The following is a 19,081-nucleotide window of genomic DNA, read 5'->3' as shown; positions in this document are numbered from 1 at the left end:
GGCGGTTACCGAGATACCGGGCGGTCAGGGACAAGTTCGCGCGCGGCGGAAAGATTTCGTCAACGATCGGCTTGCAAACGAAAGCGGCCCGTCAACCGTCTGACGGACCGCAAAACCCTCCCGCGCCTCGCTGTCAGCGCGGGGCCAGAACCATGACGACCTGACGGCCCTCGAACTTGGCGTCCTGCTCGACCTTGGCGAACGCCGCAACGTCGGACTTCACCTTGTCGAGCAGCTTGGTGCCGATCTCCTGGTGCGCCATTTCGCGGCCGCGATAGCGCAGGGTGATCTTGACCTTGTCGCCCTCCTCGAAGAAGCGCTGCATTGCCCGCATCTTCACGTCGTAGTCGTGGTCATCGATCATCGGACGGAGCTTGATCTCCTTGATCTCGACGACCTTCTGCTTCTTGCGGGCCTCGGCGGCCTTCTTCTGCGCCGAATATTTGTACTTCCCGTAGTCCATGATCTTACAGACGGGAGGCGAATTGTTCGGCGAAATCTCGACCAGGTCCATGCCGGCCTCGGCCGCCATCTTGATCGCGACAACGGTCTCGACGACACCACGGTTGGTGCCTTCGGCGTCGATCAGCTGGATCTGCGCATTGCGAATCTCATCATTGGTGCGCGGCCCGTCTTTGACGGCAGCGGGCGGGGCTCGATTGGGGCGGCGAATGGGTAGTGCTCCAAGGTTGTGGAAGAAGGCGGCTATTTTGAAGGAAGATGCCTTTGCGGGCAAGGTCGCGCATGGCCGGTGCGTCGAAATTCCGCCCGGCCGTTGCGGCACTTGCGTCGCACGCGCAGTCGGCGTGGCGGCGTATTCCCCCAAAGGAGACCAGCGGGCCAGGACAGACGCGCCAACGCGCGGGGCCGGGCCATGTGGTTCCAACGGCGGACATAGAGTGCACGCCTCGCTTTCGCAAGCCGCAGCTCAGATCGATCGGATTGACGGCAACGGCCGGCTCGCCCACACAACGCCCGCCAGGGGGTAACGATCCATGAACCAAGCTATCGAATCGAGCGATCTTCCTGCCTTCATCGCCGTCGGCGCCGGCGAAGCCGCGCGCCAGATCGCGGTGCGGGCGCGTCCGGGGACGCCGCCGGGGCTGTTCTGGCTCGGCGGCTTCAACTCCGACATGAAGGGGACCAAGGCGGTGGCGCTGGAGGCCTGGGCGGCCGAGCGTGGCCGCGCCTGCGTCCGGTTCGACTATTCCGGCCACGGCGAGTCCGGCGGGCGCTTCGTCGACGGCACGATCGGCCGCTGGCTGGAGGAGAGCGTGGCCGTGTTCCGGCAGTTCTGCCGCGGGCCGCAGGTGGTGATCGGCTCGTCGATGGGCGGCTGGATGGCGCTGCTGCTGGCGCGCGAGCTCTTGAAGCAGCCGGGCGAGGCTTCGCTGGCGGGTCTGGTCCTGATCGCGCCGGGCGCCCGATTTCACCGAGGAGCTGATGTGGAAGGGTTTCTCGGCCGAGATCCGCCGGGAGATCGAGACCAATGGCGTCTGGATGCGGCCTTCGGAGTATGGCGAGCCCTATCCGATCACGCGCGCCCTGATCGAGGACGGCCGAAATCACCTGCTGCTCGGCAGCGCCATCAATGTCGGCTGCCCCGTGCGCATCCTCCAGGGCGCCCAGGACCCCGACGTGCCCTGGCAGCATGCCTTCGCGCTGGCGCACCGGTTGCCGGCCGAGGACGTGGTGCTGACCATGATCCAGGACGGTGACCACCGGCTGTCGCGGCCGCAGGACATCGCGCGGATGCTGGCCGCCGTCGGCGAGATGGGCTGAGGCGGTCGGCGTCAGCATCGGGCTTGCCATTCCGCGCGGACGCTGTCGTCGGCCTCGGCCGCCAGCGCCGAGTCCGCCGCTTTCGCGAAGGCGTCGCCTTCAAGCAACTCCCCCAACGCCCAGGCCGCGGCGCCGCGCACCAGCGGGTTCGGATCGACCGTGAGCCGCTCTGCCGAGGCGATCAGCGCAGCATCGCCGGAGTTGCCGATCGCGATCAGGACGTTGCGCAGGAAACGATCGCGGCCGATACGCTTGATCGGCGACTTCGTGAACAGTGCGCGGAACGCGGCATCGTCGAGATCAGCCAGCTCGGCCAGATCAGGCGCGCGCAACGCGTCGCGGGCCGCGAGCTTCGCCTCGCGTCCCGCCTGCGCGAACTTGTTCCAGGGGCAGGCGGCGAGGCAATCGTCGCAGCCATAGATGCGGTTGCCCATGGCTTTGCGGAATTCGCGCGGGATCGGCCCCTTGTTCTCGATGGTCAGGTACGAGATGCACCGCCGCGCATCGAGGCTATAGGGCGCGGGGAACGCTGCCGTCGGGCAGCTGTCGAGGCAGGCCCGGCACGAGCCGCAATGGTCGCGCTCCGGTGTGTCTATCGGCAGCTTGAGCGTAGTGTAGATCGCGCCGAGGAACAGCCACGAGCCGAAGCCGCGCGAGACCAGATTGGTATGCTTGCCCTGCCAGCCGAGCCCGGCCGCTTCGGCCAGCGGCTTCTCCATCACGGCGGCGGTATCGACGAACACCTTCACGTCGCCGCCGGTCTGCGCGATCAGCCATCGGGCGAGCGTCTTGAGGTTCTTCTTGATGACGTCGTGATAGTCGTCGCCGCGCGCATAGACCGAGATCGCGGCGCGGCTGCGCTGGGCGAGGATCGCGCGCGGGTCTTCGTCAGGCCCGTAATTGACGCCGAGCATGATGACGCTGCGGACCTCGCTCCACAGTTTCAGCGGATCGGTGCGCCTCGACGGCTCGCGGGCGAGCCAGTCCATGTCGCCATGCTGGCCCTCGGCGAGGAAGCGCTCGAACGCGGCTGCACGCTCGGGCCTCACCACCGGCGCGGTAATGCCGACGCAGTCGAAGCCGAGCTTCAGCGCCTCGGCCGCCAGCGTCGCCTTGAGGGCGTCTGGCGCGTGGGCGCTCAGAAGTCGAGGTCCACATAGGTGCGCGACGCCGGCACGCCGGCCAGCCAGTCGCTCAGCAGTGGCCGGAACGACGGTCGCGACTTCACCCGCGCGTACCACGCCTTCGCAGCGTCGTCCTCGATCCACGGCACGTCGCCGAGATAGTCGATCGCGGAGAGATGCGCGGCGGCGGCGAGGTCGGCATAGGTCAGGCGGTCGCCGGCGAGGAAATTGCGCCGCTGCGCCAGCCAGCCGATATAGGCGAGGTGATAGCGCACATTGGTCTTGGCCGCGCGAATCACGTCGGTCGATGGCGGCCCGCCGCCATCCTCCTCGCTCATGAAGCGCTTGTAGATGCGCTCGGTGACGAGCAGGTTCGAGGCCTCCTCGAAGAATTTGGTGTTGAACCAGTCCATCAGCCGGCGCACCTCGATGCGCTCGGCAGGCGACGATGGCATCAGCCGGCGGTCACCGGCCTCCGGCCCGCAGGTCTCGTCGAGGAATTCCGCGATCACGCCGACGCCCGGCACCGGCGGCATGTCGTCGACCGACAGCACGGGAGTCGTCGCGGCCGGATTGAGCACCAGGAACGCCTCGCGACGCTCCCAGGCGCGCTCCTCCACCAGGCGCAGATCGAGCCCGTATTCGCCGAGCACCAGCCGGACGAAGCGCGAATGCGGGCAGAAGGGATGGTGGTAGAGCGTGTACATGGAGCCTTTCGACGACCGCGCGGCGGCTTGGCACTTAACGAACAATCAACCACCGGCTCGCACCGATGGATCGTCCCGATACCGGCGCAGGGGAGCCTGGCGCGATTCGGACCATTAGCGCATGGTCGGCGAAAGTGTAAGCAGTAGGGCGACGGGGCGGCATGCGGGAAATGACGTTCCGGGAACACGGATCGAGATGTGAGGTCCGCGAGGCGGCACGGCCGCGTTCTGATTCGTAGGCCCGATCACGTCTCGGTTCATTCATCCGATGTGGCCGTGGCCAGCGCTTTTTGCAATTGCGGGCGCCGGCCGAATAGGCGAGAAGGGCGGCGTTTTTGCCGGCAATCCTGGATCCGATCATGATGTCAGATACGCTGCGGGCGGTGCTTCTCGGCATTGTCGAGGGCGTCACCGAATTCCTTCCGGTATCCTCGACCGGCCATCTGCTGCTCGCGGAGCGCTTCTTCGGCCTCGGCGAGGACGGCTTCTGGAAGAGCTTTGCGATCCTGATCCAGCTCGGCGCCATCCTCGCCATCGTCGCGCTGTATTTCTTCAAGCTGTCCCGCGTCGCCGTCGGCGCCCTCACCAATCCCGACGATCGCCGCTTCATCATCGGCGTGCTGATCGCGTTCCTGCCCGCTGTGATCATCGGCCTCATCGCCGGCAAATACATCAAGGCGCTGCTGTTCGATCCCTGGGTCGTGTGCTTCTCTCTCATCGTCGGCGGCGCCATCCTGCTGTGGGTCGACCAGATCGATCTCAAGCCGCGAGAGCACGACGCCACGCGCTATCCGCTGATGATGTATCTGTGGATCGGCGTCGCGCAGTGCCTGGCAATGATCCCCGGCGTGTCGCGTTCCGGCTCGACCATCGTGGCGGCGATGCTGCTCGGCGGCGACAAGCGCTCGGCGGCGGAGTTCTCCTTCTTCCTGGCGATCCCGACGATGGTCGGCGCCTTCGTCTACGACTTCTACAAGAGCCGTGCCGAGATGACCTCGGATCACCTCGGCCTCATCGCGATCGGCTTCGTCGTCTCCTTCATCACCGCGATGATCGTGGTGAAGGCCTTCCTCGGCTACGTCACCCGCCACGGCTTCGTGCTGTTCGCCTGGTGGCGCGTCATCGTCGGCACGCTCGGCCTGATCGCGCTGGCGTTGGGGAAGTAGTTACCGCGTAGGGTGGGCAAAGGCGCGCAGCGCCGTGCCCTCCGTTCTGACCGCGTATGCCGAAGCAAGGTGGTGGGCACGCTTCGCTTTGCCCACCCTACGGACCCCTCATGCGTTCTTGCGCTGAAACTGACCCGCCGGGCGGAAGCGCCAGAGATATTGCGGGCCGATCGCTTCCAGCGAATCCGGCGTGATGCCGAGGCCCTGCAAGGTCAGCCCCGCCGCCTTCGCAGCCTCCGACACGATGTTGTCGTGGCGCAGCAGCTCGACCTGGTCCGGCGTCAGCTTCAGCGGGCCCGGCGCGAATTGCAGGAACGCGGCCTGCAGCTTGGCGAGCCCGAACGGCAGCGGCAGCAGCGCGCGGTCGCGGTCGGTGATGTCGAGGATGATCTTGAGGATCTCGCGGAAGCTCAGCACCTCCGGCCCGCCGAGCTCATAGGTCGCGCCCGGCTGCGCCTTGCCGTCGACGGCATCCGCCACGGCGGTCGCGACATCGCCGACATAGACCGGCTGCATCTTGGTCTCGCCGCCGCCGACCAGCGGCAGGAACGGCGCGATCCGGGCGAGGCCGGCGAAGCGGTTGCTGAACTGGTCCTCGGGGCCGAACACGACCGACGGCCGCATGATCACGGCCTCCGGCACTGCGGCGAGCGATGCGGCTTCGCCCGCCGCCTTGGCGCGGGCGTAGCTCGAGGCCGAGTTGGCGTCGGCGCCGATCGCCGAGACGTGCACCAGCCGGGCGCCGGCGGCGGCCGCGGCCTTGGCGACGGTGGCGGCGCCTTCCGCCTGCACGGCGTCGAAGGTCTGCGCGCCGCTCTCGGTCAGGATGCCGACGAGGTTGATGGCGACATGGCTGTCGCGCAGCGCCGCCGCGACCGAGTCGGGATAGCGCAGATTGGCCTGCACGGTGTGGATCTGGCCGACGCGGCCGAGCGGCTGCAGATGGCCGGCGAGCTCCGGCCGGCGCACCGCGACGCGGATGCGGTAGTCGCGCTTGGCCAGCGCCCGGACGACATTGCGGCCGACGAAGCCGGAGCCGCCGAACACGGTGACGAGGGTGTCCAGATTCGATGCCATTGGGATCATTCCTGGGATAGCCGGGCGGTCGATCCGCCCCGGACGAGAAGCCTGTCAGCGGCGATTCGCACCCCGCGGCCCGCCATCTTGCGCCGTTGTATAGCCCATCGCCCGCACCGCGGAAAAGGGAGCCGTGTTTTTGCGCTTGGCTTGAGAAAAATTGTCATCTTGGGCTCCGAGTGGTTTGACAAGCCGCCGTTCGATCCGTACACACCGCCTCCACATGCCCAGGTGGCGGAATTGGTAGACGCGCTGGCTTCAGGTGCCAGTGGCTTAACGGCCGTGAAGGTTCGAGTCCTTTCCTGGGCACCACGCTTCGCTCTTCGAGCTTCGCGTGGCGCCGCCGAGATGGTCGATGGACCACACGGCGTGCACGCATAGCCCGGCGTCCATTGTGCGACGTTTTTCCTTGATCCAAGCCGCCGCCTCGCCGTTCAATCCTGAGGGAAGAGAAGCTTCTCGTAATCGCGCGCGCCGTGCAGGATATGGATGATCTCGATCCTATCGTCGCGCACGCGGTAGAAGATGAGGAAGCTACCGAACGGCCGGCGGCGAATGCCGCGGTCTTCGTAACGCGGCACCAGCGGATAGCCTCGCGGTGCGTCGAGCAGCGTATCGCATTTTTCCTGGAGCTCTCGCAGGAGCTTGAGGGCACTTGCGGGACTTTGCGTCGCGACAAATTCTACGATCTGCTCGAGATCGGCTTTAGCTTCAGCCGTTAGGACAACGATCACGGGGTGATCACGGCCCGGGCGAGCAGCTTCGCTTCGAGCTGATCGAAGACCTCCGCGCTGGGACTGGTTCGACCCCTATCCGCATCCTCAAGCCCACGGGCGATCGAAGCGTCGAGAGCCGCGAGTCTCCGCTCTCGCTCCTGGAGAAGCCGGACTCCCTCGCGCAGGACTTCGTCCTTCGAGCGATATCGACCGGAGGCGACGAGCCCAGTTACGAACTCGTCCAGCACGTCTCCGAGATCGGGACTGGTCGTCATGGGCCTCTCCTAAGTCCAAGCCATAGTTATTGTTCGAGACGTCGATTTCAACCGGATCTTTGTGACTGTCAGCCGGAACGCCGAATGCCGCAGTCGGGCTACAGTGCTGCTTGCCCTGCCGTTTCACAGCCTTTACCTGTCAAACAGCAACGTTGGTCCTTCCCGGACGAGGGGCGACGATCTCGCGACGCATCCCGCGCCCGAGCTCTGCCGATCGTCTCGCCCTGTCAATACTGAGGGCGCAGGGAAGGCCGGGTGCCGGTCGCACCCATGGCCCGCCAGCGACAAGAAAATGCTGGCGGCAGGAACCACAGGTACGCGCCGGATCATCCGGCCTTCCCTGCGCAACGGTTTTAACGGCTGCTTCGCGCTCTCCCTGGTGCGCCGGCTTGCTGGCCACCATCCCCACGCGAAGCTGAAGCTTCTGCGTGAGTTGACATCAGCATCGGGATGTCAGGACCGCGCGACTTGACCGTGCGTGCCTCGCCGTTCGTCCGCGCGATTAGTTCACGCTGCGTCGACGCACGCCCATCGCATCCCACTGCCAACGTCTCGTGACGGTCGCGACACGCCCCTCATGCGGCAGCAGGGGCGCGCGGAAATGTGCAGCTGATTTGCCCGACGGGGCAAGGCCAAATGCTGCGACAGACTGGCACGACGGGCAGTTTGGGGATGGGTGGCATGCGGGCGCGACTAGCAAGACCGTAACATCTGTATCGAAGTCAGGCGCGTGCAGCAGTTACAGAACTGCGCGTGGCGCCGTTGCGCCAATTATCGTTGTACCGCCTTGGTGCTCTTGTCCTTTGCCAGCTTGAGAAACTTGGCTTTCACCTGCGCGAACAATCCCGGGGGAATGAAGCCGTAACTGAATTGTCCCGGATGACCTGGAATAGGTGTGAGGCCGGCGTTGGGCCATTCGTCGATATTGTACTCCGAAACCACGATCCAACTGCGCGCGTTATCCAAGCCAATCGCCTGCTTCACTTTGGCAGGTATCTCTACCGCGACAGTGGCGTCATCCGGAGGGGCATGCGTGATTGGCAGCAACACGACGTAACGGGATAACCCGGAACGGTCGATGGCTGCTACGAGGCATGTTGGACGATCCTTCCCATGCTCGCGCCCCGCGGCGGCATCATGCGACCAGAGATAATCGTAGCGGACGATAAGACCCGGCTTCGGATCCGGAAACGCCACGCCCAGGCCTCACTTAAGTAGATCGTCGAGAACCACGTGCTCCGGATCCATCTCGGCCCGCTCGATCGCATCGATGACGATTGCCGGCGCGTCCGCGGTGCGATGAACACGATGAGCCGCCGCGACCAGCCAGTCGTAATGTTCGGCTGACATCAGGACGAGTTCGCGTTGGCCATGCCGGATGATCTCAACAGGCTCGCGCTGCGCGCGGTCCTGAAACTCGTCGAGCTTGCTTTGAAATTCGAGTGCGGTCGTCTGAACCATTTGGAATTCTCGAATTATCCGACGATCGACATATAAATCCGGGCCAAGAGAGGCGCAAGGCGCGCAATCGCTGCCGCGTGCCACGGAGCCGGTTCATTGATGAGGGATGATACCGCTATCCGCTCGCTATCACAGACGCGGTTCGCCGGTCAGGCCGGCCAACAAAGCCTCATGCAGGTCAAATCTTACGTGACGCCGCGATCACGCGCGCCAGCACGGGCCAATACAGATCGCCATATCCCGCCTCGATGGCCTCTCCGAGCCGTCTGTCGGCAAGCTCGGCGCCCGGCAGATCGATCTGCACGGACCTGGCGAGATCGAGGGCGTAGCGGATGTCCTTGCGGGCATATTCGGTCGAGAACGCGCGCTCGGGATATGTGTCGGGCAGCATCGCCTACATGCCGTGGTTGCGTAGCGCGAAGCTGTCGGCGGAGCCTTTGGCGAGGGTTTCGAACAGCAGCGTGGGATCGAGGCCCGCACGCTTGGCGGTCTCCAGCGCCTCGCCGAGCGCCACGACCGTCTGCATCAGCACCATGTTGTTGAGGATCTTCACGACCTGGCCGGCGCCGACGCCGCCGCAATGGGTGATGTCGGTCGCGAACATCGCGATCAGCGGCCGCAGCCGTTCGAACGTCGCCGCGTCGGTCCCCACCATCACACTCAGCGTGCCGTCCTCGGCCGCCTGCCGCGTGCGGGCGATCGGCGCATCCGCGTAGGCGGCGCCCTTGGCCGCAAACCGCTCGGCCAACTCCCGGCTGGCCTGCACGGGCGAGGTGCCGAGGTCCACGATGGTGTGACGCGCCTCGACGTGGCGGAGCAGGCCATCGCCGTCGCACACGGCCTGGACGTGCTTGCCGCTCGGCAACGCCATGAAGATCACATCCGCCTCGCGCGCCAGCTCCGCGAGCGATGCGGCCCTGATGACGCCGACCGCGGCGAGCCGCTGCAGCGGTGCATCCGCACGATCGAAGCCGAGGATCGGGACGCCGGACTTCAGCGCCAGATTCCGACAGATCGGCTCGCCCATGACACCCAAACCGATGAATCCGATCGCCGCCATTGCAAGCTCCTCTCTATCCGGACCTGGCTGCCCAACGCCGAGGTGCCTTTTCATTCTTGTCCGAAGCTGTGACCTATTTACTGTTGGTGTTGCTATGCTCGAACTGATCGACGACGTCTGACCAGGATCATACCGGCCTCCGGCTCCTCGTAATGCGTCAGGCCCTGGCCATCCCATTCGATCATGACGCCGCGCTGTAGGTAGGCCCAGTCCTGCTTGGGGAAAGCGTCTGAATATTCGCCGGTGTCGATCGAGCAGACGACCCTGCCGCTCATGCCGGCGAGACCAACCTCGTCGCCGAGCCGCGCGATCTGTCCGTCAGGATAGCGCATCTGGTTCGTCCTTCCGCTCCGCACCAGTATTGCGAAGGGGATACACGGTGATGCCGATGGCGGCGCCGAGCGCAGCGATCCGCAGCACAAGATCGGCGGGGATCGTGATGTCGAGCGCGGGGAAGTCGCCGCCGCCTTCGAAGCCATAGGAGAAGGTGCGCGACGTGCAGCCTGTCCACAGCTCCCGCGCCGCGTCGGACAGCGATTCGATCCAGGTGAGGAATCGATCCGTGCATGCGATCGGATCGAGCGCATCCGTGGTCTCCAGCACCAGCAGAAACTCCTGCTCGTGCTCCTGGTGATGCAGCACGTAGACGCCCTGGTCCAGATGCGCGATCAGCTCGGTGAGGTCGGACTTCGATCTCAGCACGAGATCGAGGTTCAGGAAGTGGGACAGGGTGACCATGTGCTCACGTTGCTTGCGCGTCCCCATCGATCCAGAACGTGTTGGGCAGCGGCTCTGTCGGAAAGGCTGTCCTCATCGAGGCGGATCAATCGGTGCTCATGACTGGCGTGATGGTGCGTCATTCGTCGCCAGGAGGCGCGGTCATCCTCCGTCGCCCTGGAAGATATCTTGTGCAGATCCAGAACATCATAGCAAACGAGCGCAGAGTCTAAGCGATTCTCGCTTCAGCGCACGCAGGGCTTAGACGTAGAGCGGCGCGCTTGCGATCTGTGATTGCTGACGGTAGCATTCTCCTGCTCGAGGCGCCAGCTTCGTTAATCGCTGCAGCGGGCGAAGTCATACAAGGTTTTGCTATCCGCCGTCTCTCGCACATTTCTGCCATTGCCTCGGCTCCGTCAGCCGATCCCGTCTCCTTTTCGTCGTCACGGACACAATCCATGTCGTTCATCATCTCCACCCGCGCAAAGCACCTTGCGGCTGCGCACCGCCGCTCGTCTCTGCGCCTGGTGGCGCCCGTCCTGCTCGGCGTTATCGCCGCATTGGCTGCCCAGCCCTCCGCTGCCGACGAGACATTCAACTACGATGCGTCGAAGCCGATGCGGTTCTTCAACGCCGGCGATACCGGCAATTGTAACGGCTGCTCGTGGATCGCGGCCGAGGGCACCATCCAGCGCGACACGCCGGAGGTGTTTCGGCAGTTTCTCGCCAAGGGGAGGAGTGGATATGACATCAGGTTCAACTCGCCCGGCGGCGATCTCACGGCTGCGATGCGACTTGGCGAGATGATCCGCGAGGAGAACCTGCACAGCGCGGTCGGCAAGACCTCCGGGACGCTTGATGCGGACGGCAGATTCATCAACACCATCGACGGCGGCTGGGATCGCGGTCATTGTGCATCAGCCTGCGTCCTGGCGTTTCTCGGCGGCATCAGGCGGCACGCCGAAGGAGGCGAGCTCGGCTTGCGGCAGCTGCTCGACCCCGAGCCGAGCAAGGAGCCGAAGGCCAGCACCGCGAGCGAGCCCGTCCGTGCTGCCGACCAGGCGATGATGGGGAGGCTGATTGACTACGTTCTGCGCATGGATGCCAGTCCGAGACTGCTCGCGCTGGCCGCCTCGACGCGGGGTAAGGTCCGATGGCTGACGCGGCAGGAGGTTGTCGATCTCGGCATCGAGATCAGCTCGGCATACTCTAGCCCGATGACCGTTGAGCCGTTCGGCGGCGGCGGCGCCTATGTCGAAATCTTCAACCGGTCCTTGTTCGTGAACTTCCGCCTGCGCCTGTATTGCCGCGGCGACGCCTCGACCGTCCATCTCGCGATGATTCCGAACTGGAAATACGACAGCGAGACGTTCGAGCAGACGATGCGGGCCATCATGACGGAGCGACAGGTGTTCCTGGTCAACGATCATGGCAGGCGCAGCTATCCGTTCAAGCTGGTCGCGCTGGAAGCGAGCCCGCTCGGTCCGCAGACAACGGGGCAGATCGTCGGCGCGACGATGGCGGATCTGGAGGCGGCCAAGCGGATCGAGATCCTGTATGACGGGATCGGCACGGTCGACTCGGAGACCGCGATGGGGCTGGAATTCGATCTCGCCGGCGATCGCCGCAAGATCGGCATCGTCGCGCGCTCCTGCGTCAAGTGAGCGTCGACGCGTCGCTTCGGCGGGCTTGTCCGGGACGGCAGCGGAGGAGGTGGCTGTCAGGCTGTAGGGTGGGCAAAGGCGCGTCGCAAGATCTCACGGCTTGCGCCGCTGCTGGTGCGCCGTGCCCACCATCTTGATCTCGGCGCGACGCGGTGGGCACGTCGCGCGCGAGACCTCTTACGCCAACCTGCTGTCGGGCGCGCCTTTGCCCACCCTACGCGGTCAGCAAATGTTGTTGTCAGCAAGCCATGGCAGGCGCGGTTTGCCGGCCGGGGTCGGCCAACAAACCAGCGGCCGCTTCCACCTATCCCTTGTACCCCATCAGCAGCCGCGGCAGCCACAGCGAGAACGCCGGGACATAGGTCACGAACATCAGTGCTGCGATCAGCGCGGCGTAGAACGGCAGGATGGTGCGCATGACCGCGCCGACCGAGATGCCGCCGATGGCGCAGCCGACGAACTGGGTGGTGCCGACCGGCGGGGTGTTGAGGCCGAGCGCGCAGTTGATCAGCATCAGCATGCCGAACTGCACCGGATCCATGCCGGCCTTCATCGCGATCGGCAGGAAGATGGGGGTGCAGATCAGGATCGTCGCCGCCATGTCCATGAAGGTGCCGAGCAGGAACAGGATGATGTTGATCAAGAGGAAGATCATCCAGGGCTGCGTCGAGACCTTGCTCATCAGATCGCCGGCGAAATCGGCGACTTCGTAGAGTCCCATCAGATACTGGAACATCGTGGAGACGCCGATCAGCAGCAGCACGACGCCGGTGGTCTTCACCGCCTTGGCGGCAGCGCGCAGGAAGTTCTGCAAGGTCATGGTGCGGTAGATGAAGAACGTCAGCACGATCGTGTAGGTGACCGCGACGGCCGCCGACTCGGTGGCGGTGAACACGCCGGAGAGGATGCCCGCCAGGATGATGCCGACGATCAAGAGGCCCGGCAGTGCCGCCGCCAACGAGCGGGCCACCTCGGACCAGCCGGGAAACTTGCCGGCGGGATAGCCACGCTTGACGGCAACCGCATAGGCCGCGACCAGCATGCAGACCATCAGCACCAGCGCCGGCATCAGGCCCGCGGCGATCAGCGCGCCGATCGACACCTTGCCGCCGGCGGCGAGCGCATAGATGATCATGTTATGACTGGTGGGCATCAACGCTCCGACCAGCGAGGCGTGGGTGGTGACGTTGACGGCGTAGTCGGTGTCGAACCCTTCCTTCTTCATCATCGGGATCATCACCGCGCCCATCGCCGAGACGTCGGCGACCGGCGAGCCGGAGACGCCGCCGAACAGCGTGCAGGCGACGACGTTGGACATGCCCAGGCCGCCGCGGATGTGACCGACGAGGTTTTTCGCGAGCTGCACGATCTTGTCGGCGACGCCGCCATGCAGCATCAATTCGCCGCTGAACACGAAGAACGGAATGGCGAGGAACGAGAAGATGTTCATCCCCGACATCATCTGCTGGAAGATGACGGCGACCGGCAGGCCTTCATAGAGAATGGTGCAGATCGCGGACAGGCCGATCGCAAACGCGACGGGGACGCCGAGAATGAGAAAGCCGAAGAAGGTGACGCCGAGAATGATCAGTTCCATGACGGGATGACCTCTTCACCGCGCAGGAGAGCAATGATGTGCTCGATTGAGAAGGAGACGATCAGGAGCCCGGAGACGACCAGCGGGACGTAGCGGACGAGCTCAGGCAGGCCGAGATTGGCGATCTTCACGGTGCCGACGGAGGCGCCGAGGATCCAGCCATTATAGGCCATGGCGATGCCGAACAGGGCGACCAGCACGTGGATCACGATCTCGATCTTCTCGCGGGTGGAGTCCGGCAGCATCACCAGAAGACTGTCCATGCCGATATGCCCGGCATCGCGGACGCCGACGGCGCCGCCGATCAAGGTGACATAGAGGATCAGGACCAGCGCCAAATTCTCGGTCCAGGTCGGGCTGGAGTTGAGCACGTAGCGTCCGAACACCTGGTAGAAGACGATGGTGACGATGACGAGCAGGCCGGCGACCGACAGATACATGCCCAGCCGCGCGATCACGGCGTTGATCCGCGTCAGCGGGCCGCGTGACGGGCGCCCCTCACCGTGCTCGTGGTCGCCGACATGTGGGTCTGTCATTCCCGTCCTCCCCTGGCCTGCATCCGGCGTCGCCGATGACGACGCCGGAGCGGGTGACTGTTGTTGTTCGTTGGTGCTGCTAGGTCGTGTCGTTAGTCTGGTTTACTTGGTGTCCTGGATACGCTTGACGAGGCTCTGGAGCTTCTCGTCGCCGGCGAACTTCTGGTAGACCGGCTTCATCGCGTCGACGAACTCCTGCTTGTTGGCGACGGTGATGACCTGCACGCCGGCGGCCTCGACGGCCTTGCGCGAGGCCTGCTCGCGCTCGTCCCACAGCTTGCGCATGACCGGAACGGAGTCCTTGGCGGCCTTGCGGACCAGCGCCTGGTCGTCCTTGCTCAGAGTGTCCCAGACCTTCTTGGACATCACGAGGACTTCAGGCGCCAGCGAGTGCTCGGTGACGTTGTAGAACTTGGCGGCCTCGAAATGACGCGAGGATTCGTAGGACGGCCAGTTGTTCTCGGCGGCGTCGACCAGACCCGTTTTCAGCGCGGTGTAGACCTCGCCATAGGGCATCGGCGTCGGGTTGGCGCCGAGGCTCTGGATCATGCCGACCCAGAGATCGGACTGCTGGACGCGGATCTTCAGGCCCTTGAGGTCGGCGAGCGACTTGACCGGCGCCTTGACCGTGTAGATCGAGCGTGCGCCGCTGTCATAATAAGCGAGGCCGATCAGTCCGGCGGACTCCATGGCGGCAAGGATCTCGTCGCCGATCGGACCGTCCAGCACATTGCGCATGTGCTGGGTGTCGCGGAACACGAAGGGCAGGCACAGCGCGACGGTCTCGGGCACGAAATTGTTCAGCGGCGAGGAGTTGATGCGCATCATGTCGAGCGCGCCGATCTTCAGCTGCTCGACCGTGTCCTTCTCGGAGCCGAGCGCGCCGTTCGGGAACACCTTGACGCCGAGCTTGCCGCCGCTCGCGGCTGCGAGCTCTTTGCCCATGAACTTGACGGCTTCGACGGTCGGATAGTCGGCCGGATGCACGTCGGCGGAGCGGAAATCGCGCGCCATCGCCAGGGGCGACGTGACCGCCAGCACGGCGGCTGCAATGAGAGCTGAGACTGTCTTCATCTGGGCTTCCTCCTCGTTGATTTTGTCGTCGTTGGGCAGCGTCTGCGGGCCGACTTGGGTCGCTCCACCGCAAATGCTGCGTAGTCAAGCGCCAATCTCGTGCCTAGGGCGGGCGGCATTCTCTGTCAAAGCCAAAGGCGGCATCGATCAATGCAAGAGTCGCATCGATCGATGGGGGAGGATGAGGCGCGACGCAGACGGGCGGCCCTGCCTCGTTTGTGTCGGCCGCAGCGCAACCGATCCGTGTCTGAGGGACCTTCCTTACGCACGTGCCGAAGGATGGCTGCGGCGCCGTAGGGGCGGTCTTGCATGCCAGCGCCGGTGCCAGCCGGGCCTTGCGTCCGGGCAGCCCGGCTGGCATTCCCTGGTCCGATCTCCGTGCGGCGCGTTTGCCGGATGGTTACCAGCGCCGGGCTACAGCCGGTTCCCCGAGCCCGTCCTGCGGCGTCGCCTTGGCCCGTGTCGCCTTGGCCCGTCGCGTCCGATATCGATCCGACCGAGGTTTTGATACCCATGACCGTCCGCCTGCACCGTGGCGACCTGCCCGATCTGTCCCGCTACACCTCCTCGGTTGCGATCGACACCGAGACGATGGGGCTCAATCCGCACCGCGACCGGCTCTGCGTGGTGCAGCTGTCGCCCGGCGACGGCTCGGCCGACGTGGTGCAGATCCCCAAGGGGCACACCGACGCGCCGAACCTGAAGGCGCTGCTGGGCAATCCCGCGATCACCAAGATCTTCCACTTCGCCCGCTTCGACGTCGCGACGCTGTTTCACACGTTCGGCGTGATGCCGCAGCCGGTCTATTGCACCAAGATCGCCTCGCGGCTGGCGCGCACCTACACCGATCGCCATGGGCTGAAGGATCTCGTCCGCGAGCTGCTCAACATCGATCTCTCCAAGCAGCAGCAGTCGAGCGACTGGGGCGCCGATGCCCTCAGCGAGCCGCAGCTCGCTTATGCCGCCTCCGACGTGCTGCATCTGCACGCGCTGCGCGAGAAGCTCGACGTGATGCTGGCGCGCGAGGGCCGGCTGGCGCTGGCGCAGGCCTGCTTCGCTTTCCTGCCCCACCGCGCCACGCTCGATCTGGGCGGATTCGAGGCCGAGGACATTTTTGCCCATTCGTGATGCGGCGGCGGGCTGCCGTTCAGGATCATTAATCTCTCTTAATGATTGTAGGCGACCTGCGTCGCGATTTCGCGCCAGTTCCAGGCTGCAATGCCCGGCACGGCCATGGTAGGATGACCGCTGTTTCGCACGTGTCCCGTGTCCGTCGGAGCCCTGGTGAACTCGGTCCAGAACCCCGTCTATGATCCCACCTTGCAGGCGCGCTTCGCGGTGGCGGCGCGCCACAGCCGCTTCGTGCGCGCGTTGCGGATCGCCGTGCCGACGGCGGTGGGACTGGCGATGGCGGTGGTGCTCTACGTCGCCTTCTTCAACGATTTCCGGGTCAAGGTCGAGACCAACAACCTCTCCGGCAATCTTGTCATCTCCGGCCGCAAGATCACGATGGAGACGCCGCATCTCACCGGCTTCACGCCGGACCAGCGGCCCTATGACCTCGTCGCCCACAGCGCGGTGCAGGACCTCACTGATCCCGATCACGTCGAGCTCAACATCCTCCGCGCCAAGGTGCTGATGGAGGATCAGTCGACCGTGACCTTGCGGGCGAACACCGGCGTGTTCGACACCAAGCAGCAGCAGCTCGAATTGAAGAAGGACATCCTGCTGACGACCTCGACCGGCTATGAGGCGCGCCTCAGCCGGGCCTCGGTCGACATGGCCAAGGGCACCGTGTCGTCGGACGAGCGCGTCGACGTCAAGCTGACGAACGGCACGCTCTCGGCCGATCGCCTGCGCATCATCGACAATGGCGAGGTGGTCCGGTTCGAGGGCAATGTGGTGATGAACCTCGACAACATGAACGCCGCCCCGGCCACCACCGCCAGCGCGGATACGGGCCGGCCGGCCCGCAACGTGAAGTGATCAGATGATTCGTCGTTTCATTCGTCCGGCGCTCTGCGCCGCAGGCTTCGCCGCGCTCGCGATCGTGTCGCTCGCCGCCTCGGCGCAGGCGCAGAGCACGACCACCGGCGTGCCCAACGCGCTGCAGGGTTTTTCGCAGAATCGCGACCAGCCGATCCAGATCGAGGCGGCCTCGCTGGAGATGCGCGACAAGAAGAAGGAGGCGACCTTCACCGGCAATGTGAAGGTCGTGCAGGGCGATACCACCATGACCTCGAAGTCGCTGGTGGTGTTCTATGACGGCGGCGCCCAGCCCGGCGGCAAGCCGACCAAGGCGACGCCGGCCGCGACGCCGGGGCCGGACGGCAGCTCGGCGATTCGCCGGCTCGAGGCGCGCGGCGACGTCAAGGTGACCCAGAAGGACCAGGTCGTGACCGGCGAGACCGCGGTCTACGACACCAAGACCAACATGATCACGATGCAGGGCGGCGTGGTCATGACCCAGTGCAAGAACGTGATGCGCGGCGACCGCCTCACCGTCGACATGACCACCGGCGTGTCGCGGGTCGAATCGGACGGCGGGCGCGGCGTGCAGGTGCTGCTGCCGAATGCAGGATCGGGATCAGGATCGGGGGCCAGCGGCGGCTGCGGATCGTCGCCCGGACCGTCCGGCGCGCCGGTCGCGATCGGCGCTCCGTTGTCGCTCGGCAACAAACAAAAGTAAACTCAACTATTTAGCAAAAGGCTCGCGGCTCCAGTTGAACCGCGCCGCACCTGCCTCTATCTAGCGGTCGGGCTGTTCGCGTCGCAGGACCGGCACCGCTGGCCAAGCCAAGGGCTTTGGCTGGCCGCGTGCGGGCGGTGACGAGCAGCGCCGATTGCGATTTTGCGATCGATCGCGACCTCGCCGTCAGACGACAAACTCCGGAGCGCGGTCAGCCGCGCTTTGGCCGGCCCTGCGCTTCCGATTGATCCGTAGGGCAGGTGAGATGCGTTCGCTCGCGGTGGGCGGGCGAGCCAGCGCTGCGGTCGGTGACGGGCAGCTTCGAAGGGCGTAAGCGAAGCGAGGATGGTGGATCTACTCGGCATGTTTCGTGGGCGTCCCGCCAAGCGTGGCCAGCGAGGCTCCGCGCGTCGGCGCGACGACATCACCGCCATGGACGATCCGTTCAATCCGTCGCAGGTCGACGATCCCCTGGCCGTGCTCGCCGACTCCGTCCGCAACGAATCCGTGCGCAACGAGCAGCAGCCGGCGATGCGGATCAATCCGCGCTCGCCGCAGAACACCGAGCAGATCCAGCGCAAGCGGCCGGCCTCGCAGCCTGCGCCCGCCAAGCCGCGCAACAACGGCGCGAGCGGCGGTCCGCAGCTGTTGCGCCGTCCCGGCTTCCTCGCGGTGCATTCGATCGAGAAGAGCTTTGGCAGCCGCCAGGTGGTGCGCGGCGTCTCGATCTATGTCCGCCGCGGCGAGGCGGTCGGCCTGCTCGGACCGAACGGCGCCGGCAAGACCACCGTGTTCTACATGATCACAGGCCTGATCAAGGCCGATCGCGGCGCCATCGAGCTCGACGGCCATGACGTCACGCGGCTGCCGATGTATCAGCGCGCGCGATTGGGCATCGGCTACCTGCCGCAGGAAGCCTCGATCTTCCGCGGCCTCACCGTCGAGCAGAACATCCGCGCCGTGCTCGAGGTGGTCGAGCCGTCGCGCAAGAAGCGCGAGCGCGAGCTCGATGCGCTCTTGGAAGAGTTCACCATCACGCGGCTGCGCAAATCGCCGTCGATCGCGCTGTCCGGCGGTGAGCGCCGCCGCGTCGAGATCGCGCGCGCGCTCGCCACGCGCCCGAACTACATGCTGCTGGACGAGCCGTTCGCCGGCATCGACCCGATCGCGGTCGGCGACATTCAGCAACTGGTGCGCCATCTCACCAATCGCGGCATCGGCGTCTTGATCACCGACCATAACGTCCGCGAGACGCTGGGCCTGACCGACCGCGCCTATATCGTCTATGCCGGACAGATTCTCACCGAGGGCAGCCCGGAGGAGATCGTCGCCGATCCCGACGTGCGTAGGCTGTATCTCGGCGAGGAGTTCAGGCTGTAGGATTCCGGACGCGCTGTTTGTCGGCTTTGTCGTCGGTATTGTCACTGACGTGACAA

The 19,081-nt window shown here is 65.2% G+C and carries 20 protein-coding genes, 1 tRNA gene and 1 pseudogene; 8 read left to right on the top strand and 14 right to left on the bottom strand.

The window, feature by feature from the left end:
- Positions 1-133: 133 nt before the first annotated feature.
- Positions 134-673, bottom strand: coding sequence for a translation initiation factor IF-3 (gene infC / locus ACVILH_RS07015; protein ID WP_085963464.1), 540 nt, complete (start codon positions 671-673; stop codon positions 134-136).
- A gap of 322 nt (positions 674-995) precedes the next feature.
- On the opposite strand from infC, the gene ACVILH_RS07010 reads away from it, so the two are divergent.
- The gene (locus tag ACVILH_RS07010) at positions 996-1,718 is read left to right on the top strand and encodes an alpha/beta hydrolase (RefSeq protein WP_456712241.1); all 723 of its coding nucleotides are present in this window, start codon (positions 996-998) and stop codon (positions 1,716-1,718) included.
- A gap of 75 nt (positions 1,719-1,793) precedes the next feature.
- Here ACVILH_RS07010 and queG read toward each other — a convergent pair whose 3' ends face one another.
- Positions 1,794-2,972 (bottom strand): tRNA epoxyqueuosine(34) reductase QueG, encoded by a 1,179-nt coding sequence (gene queG / locus ACVILH_RS07005; RefSeq protein ID WP_456716892.1) that lies wholly within the window; start codon positions 2,970-2,972, stop codon positions 1,794-1,796.
- The gene (locus tag ACVILH_RS07000; protein WP_456712240.1) at positions 2,921-3,613 is read right to left on the bottom strand and encodes a glutathione S-transferase family protein; all 693 of its coding nucleotides are present in this window, start codon (positions 3,611-3,613) and stop codon (positions 2,921-2,923) included. Before ACVILH_RS07000 ends, queG begins: the two co-directional genes overlap by 52 nt.
- Before the next feature lie 359 nt (positions 3,614-3,972).
- Here ACVILH_RS07000 and ACVILH_RS06995 point away from each other — a divergent pair, with 359 nt between their 5' ends.
- Positions 3,973-4,779, top strand: coding sequence for an undecaprenyl-diphosphate phosphatase (locus tag ACVILH_RS06995; protein ID WP_456712239.1), 807 nt, complete (start codon positions 3,973-3,975; stop codon positions 4,777-4,779).
- A gap of 108 nt (positions 4,780-4,887) precedes the next feature.
- Here ACVILH_RS06995 and ACVILH_RS06990 read toward each other — a convergent pair whose 3' ends face one another.
- Positions 4,888-5,856 carry a complex I NDUFA9 subunit family protein gene (locus ACVILH_RS06990; protein WP_456712238.1) on the bottom strand — a complete coding sequence of 323 codons (969 nt, stop codon included), beginning with the start codon at positions 5,854-5,856 and terminating at the stop codon, positions 4,888-4,890.
- Positions 5,857-6,081: 225 nt separating this feature from the next.
- On the opposite strand from ACVILH_RS06990, the gene ACVILH_RS06985 reads away from it, so the two are divergent.
- A tRNA-Leu gene (locus tag ACVILH_RS06985) sits at positions 6,082-6,168 on the top strand.
- Positions 6,169-6,290: 122 nt separating this feature from the next.
- Here the strand turns inward: ACVILH_RS06985 and ACVILH_RS06980 are convergent.
- From ACVILH_RS06980 to ACVILH_RS06950, 7 genes and pseudogenes are all read right to left on the bottom strand, one after another.
- On the bottom strand, positions 6,291-6,590 hold the full coding sequence (locus ACVILH_RS06980; RefSeq protein ID WP_456712237.1) for a type II toxin-antitoxin system RelE/ParE family toxin: 300 nt from the start codon (positions 6,588-6,590) through the stop codon (positions 6,291-6,293).
- Entirely contained in the window at positions 6,587-6,847 is a 261-nt protein-coding gene (locus tag ACVILH_RS06975; RefSeq protein ID WP_456712236.1) for a type II toxin-antitoxin system ParD family antitoxin, read from the bottom strand. The genes ACVILH_RS06980 and ACVILH_RS06975 overlap by 4 nt, the downstream gene beginning before the upstream one ends.
- A 771-nt stretch (positions 6,848-7,618) precedes the next feature.
- A complete protein-coding gene (locus tag ACVILH_RS06970) occupies positions 7,619-8,044 on the bottom strand; it encodes a hypothetical protein (protein ID WP_456712235.1) in 426 nt (141 codons plus the stop codon).
- 9 nt (positions 8,045-8,053) lie between these two features.
- Entirely contained in the window at positions 8,054-8,308 is a 255-nt protein-coding gene (locus ACVILH_RS06965; protein ID WP_456712234.1) for a type II toxin-antitoxin system prevent-host-death family antitoxin, read from the bottom strand.
- A gap of 178 nt (positions 8,309-8,486) precedes the next feature.
- A pseudogene (locus ACVILH_RS06960) lies at positions 8,487-9,422 on the bottom strand (NAD(P)-dependent oxidoreductase).
- 38 nt (positions 9,423-9,460) lie between these two features.
- Entirely contained in the window at positions 9,461-9,700 is a 240-nt protein-coding gene (locus ACVILH_RS06955; RefSeq protein WP_456712233.1) for a hypothetical protein, read from the bottom strand.
- Positions 9,687-10,106, bottom strand: coding sequence for a hypothetical protein (locus tag ACVILH_RS06950; protein ID WP_456712232.1), 420 nt, complete (start codon positions 10,104-10,106; stop codon positions 9,687-9,689). Before ACVILH_RS06950 ends, ACVILH_RS06955 begins: the two co-directional genes overlap by 14 nt.
- Positions 10,107-10,543: 437 nt before the next feature.
- Here ACVILH_RS06950 and ACVILH_RS06945 point away from each other — a divergent pair, with 437 nt between their 5' ends.
- Positions 10,544-11,749 (top strand): hypothetical protein, encoded by a 1,206-nt coding sequence (locus ACVILH_RS06945; protein WP_456712231.1) that lies wholly within the window; start codon positions 10,544-10,546, stop codon positions 11,747-11,749.
- A gap of 304 nt (positions 11,750-12,053) precedes the next feature.
- Here ACVILH_RS06945 and ACVILH_RS06940 read toward each other — a convergent pair whose 3' ends face one another.
- The 3 genes from ACVILH_RS06940 to ACVILH_RS06930 form a co-directional block, all read right to left on the bottom strand.
- A complete protein-coding gene (locus tag ACVILH_RS06940) occupies positions 12,054-13,346 on the bottom strand; it encodes a TRAP transporter large permease (protein WP_456712230.1) in 1,293 nt (430 codons plus the stop codon).
- Positions 13,337-13,882, bottom strand: a complete 546-nt coding sequence (locus tag ACVILH_RS06935) for a TRAP transporter small permease subunit (RefSeq protein WP_434838710.1) — start codon at positions 13,880-13,882, stop codon at positions 13,337-13,339. The genes ACVILH_RS06940 and ACVILH_RS06935 overlap by 10 nt, the downstream gene beginning before the upstream one ends.
- A 102-nt stretch (positions 13,883-13,984) precedes the next feature.
- Positions 13,985-14,956, bottom strand: a complete 972-nt coding sequence (locus ACVILH_RS06930) for a TRAP transporter substrate-binding protein (RefSeq protein ID WP_456712229.1) — start codon at positions 14,954-14,956, stop codon at positions 13,985-13,987.
- Between the two features lie 513 nt (positions 14,957-15,469).
- Here ACVILH_RS06930 and ACVILH_RS06925 point away from each other — a divergent pair.
- The 4 genes from ACVILH_RS06925 (at position 15,470) to lptB (ending at position 19,025) form a co-directional block, all read left to right on the top strand.
- The gene (locus tag ACVILH_RS06925; RefSeq protein ID WP_456712228.1) at positions 15,470-16,084 is read left to right on the top strand and encodes a ribonuclease D; all 615 of its coding nucleotides are present in this window, start codon (positions 15,470-15,472) and stop codon (positions 16,082-16,084) included.
- A gap of 156 nt (positions 16,085-16,240) precedes the next feature.
- Positions 16,241-16,942, top strand: coding sequence for an LPS export ABC transporter periplasmic protein LptC (gene lptC, locus ACVILH_RS06920; protein ID WP_456712227.1), 702 nt, complete (start codon positions 16,241-16,243; stop codon positions 16,940-16,942).
- A 4-nt stretch (positions 16,943-16,946) separates the two neighbouring features.
- Complete coding sequence (locus ACVILH_RS06915; protein WP_456712226.1) at positions 16,947-17,645, top strand: LptA/OstA family protein; 699 nt, start codon at positions 16,947-16,949, stop codon at positions 17,643-17,645.
- 345 nt (positions 17,646-17,990) lie between these two features.
- On the top strand, positions 17,991-19,025 hold the full coding sequence (gene lptB, locus ACVILH_RS06910) for an LPS export ABC transporter ATP-binding protein (protein ID WP_456712225.1): 1,035 nt from the start codon (positions 17,991-17,993) through the stop codon (positions 19,023-19,025).
- Positions 19,026-19,081 lie beyond the last annotated feature (56 nt).

This window comes from Bradyrhizobium sp. USDA 4353, assembly GCF_054063215.1.
This window is presented reverse-complemented; position numbering and strand designations above follow the sequence as displayed.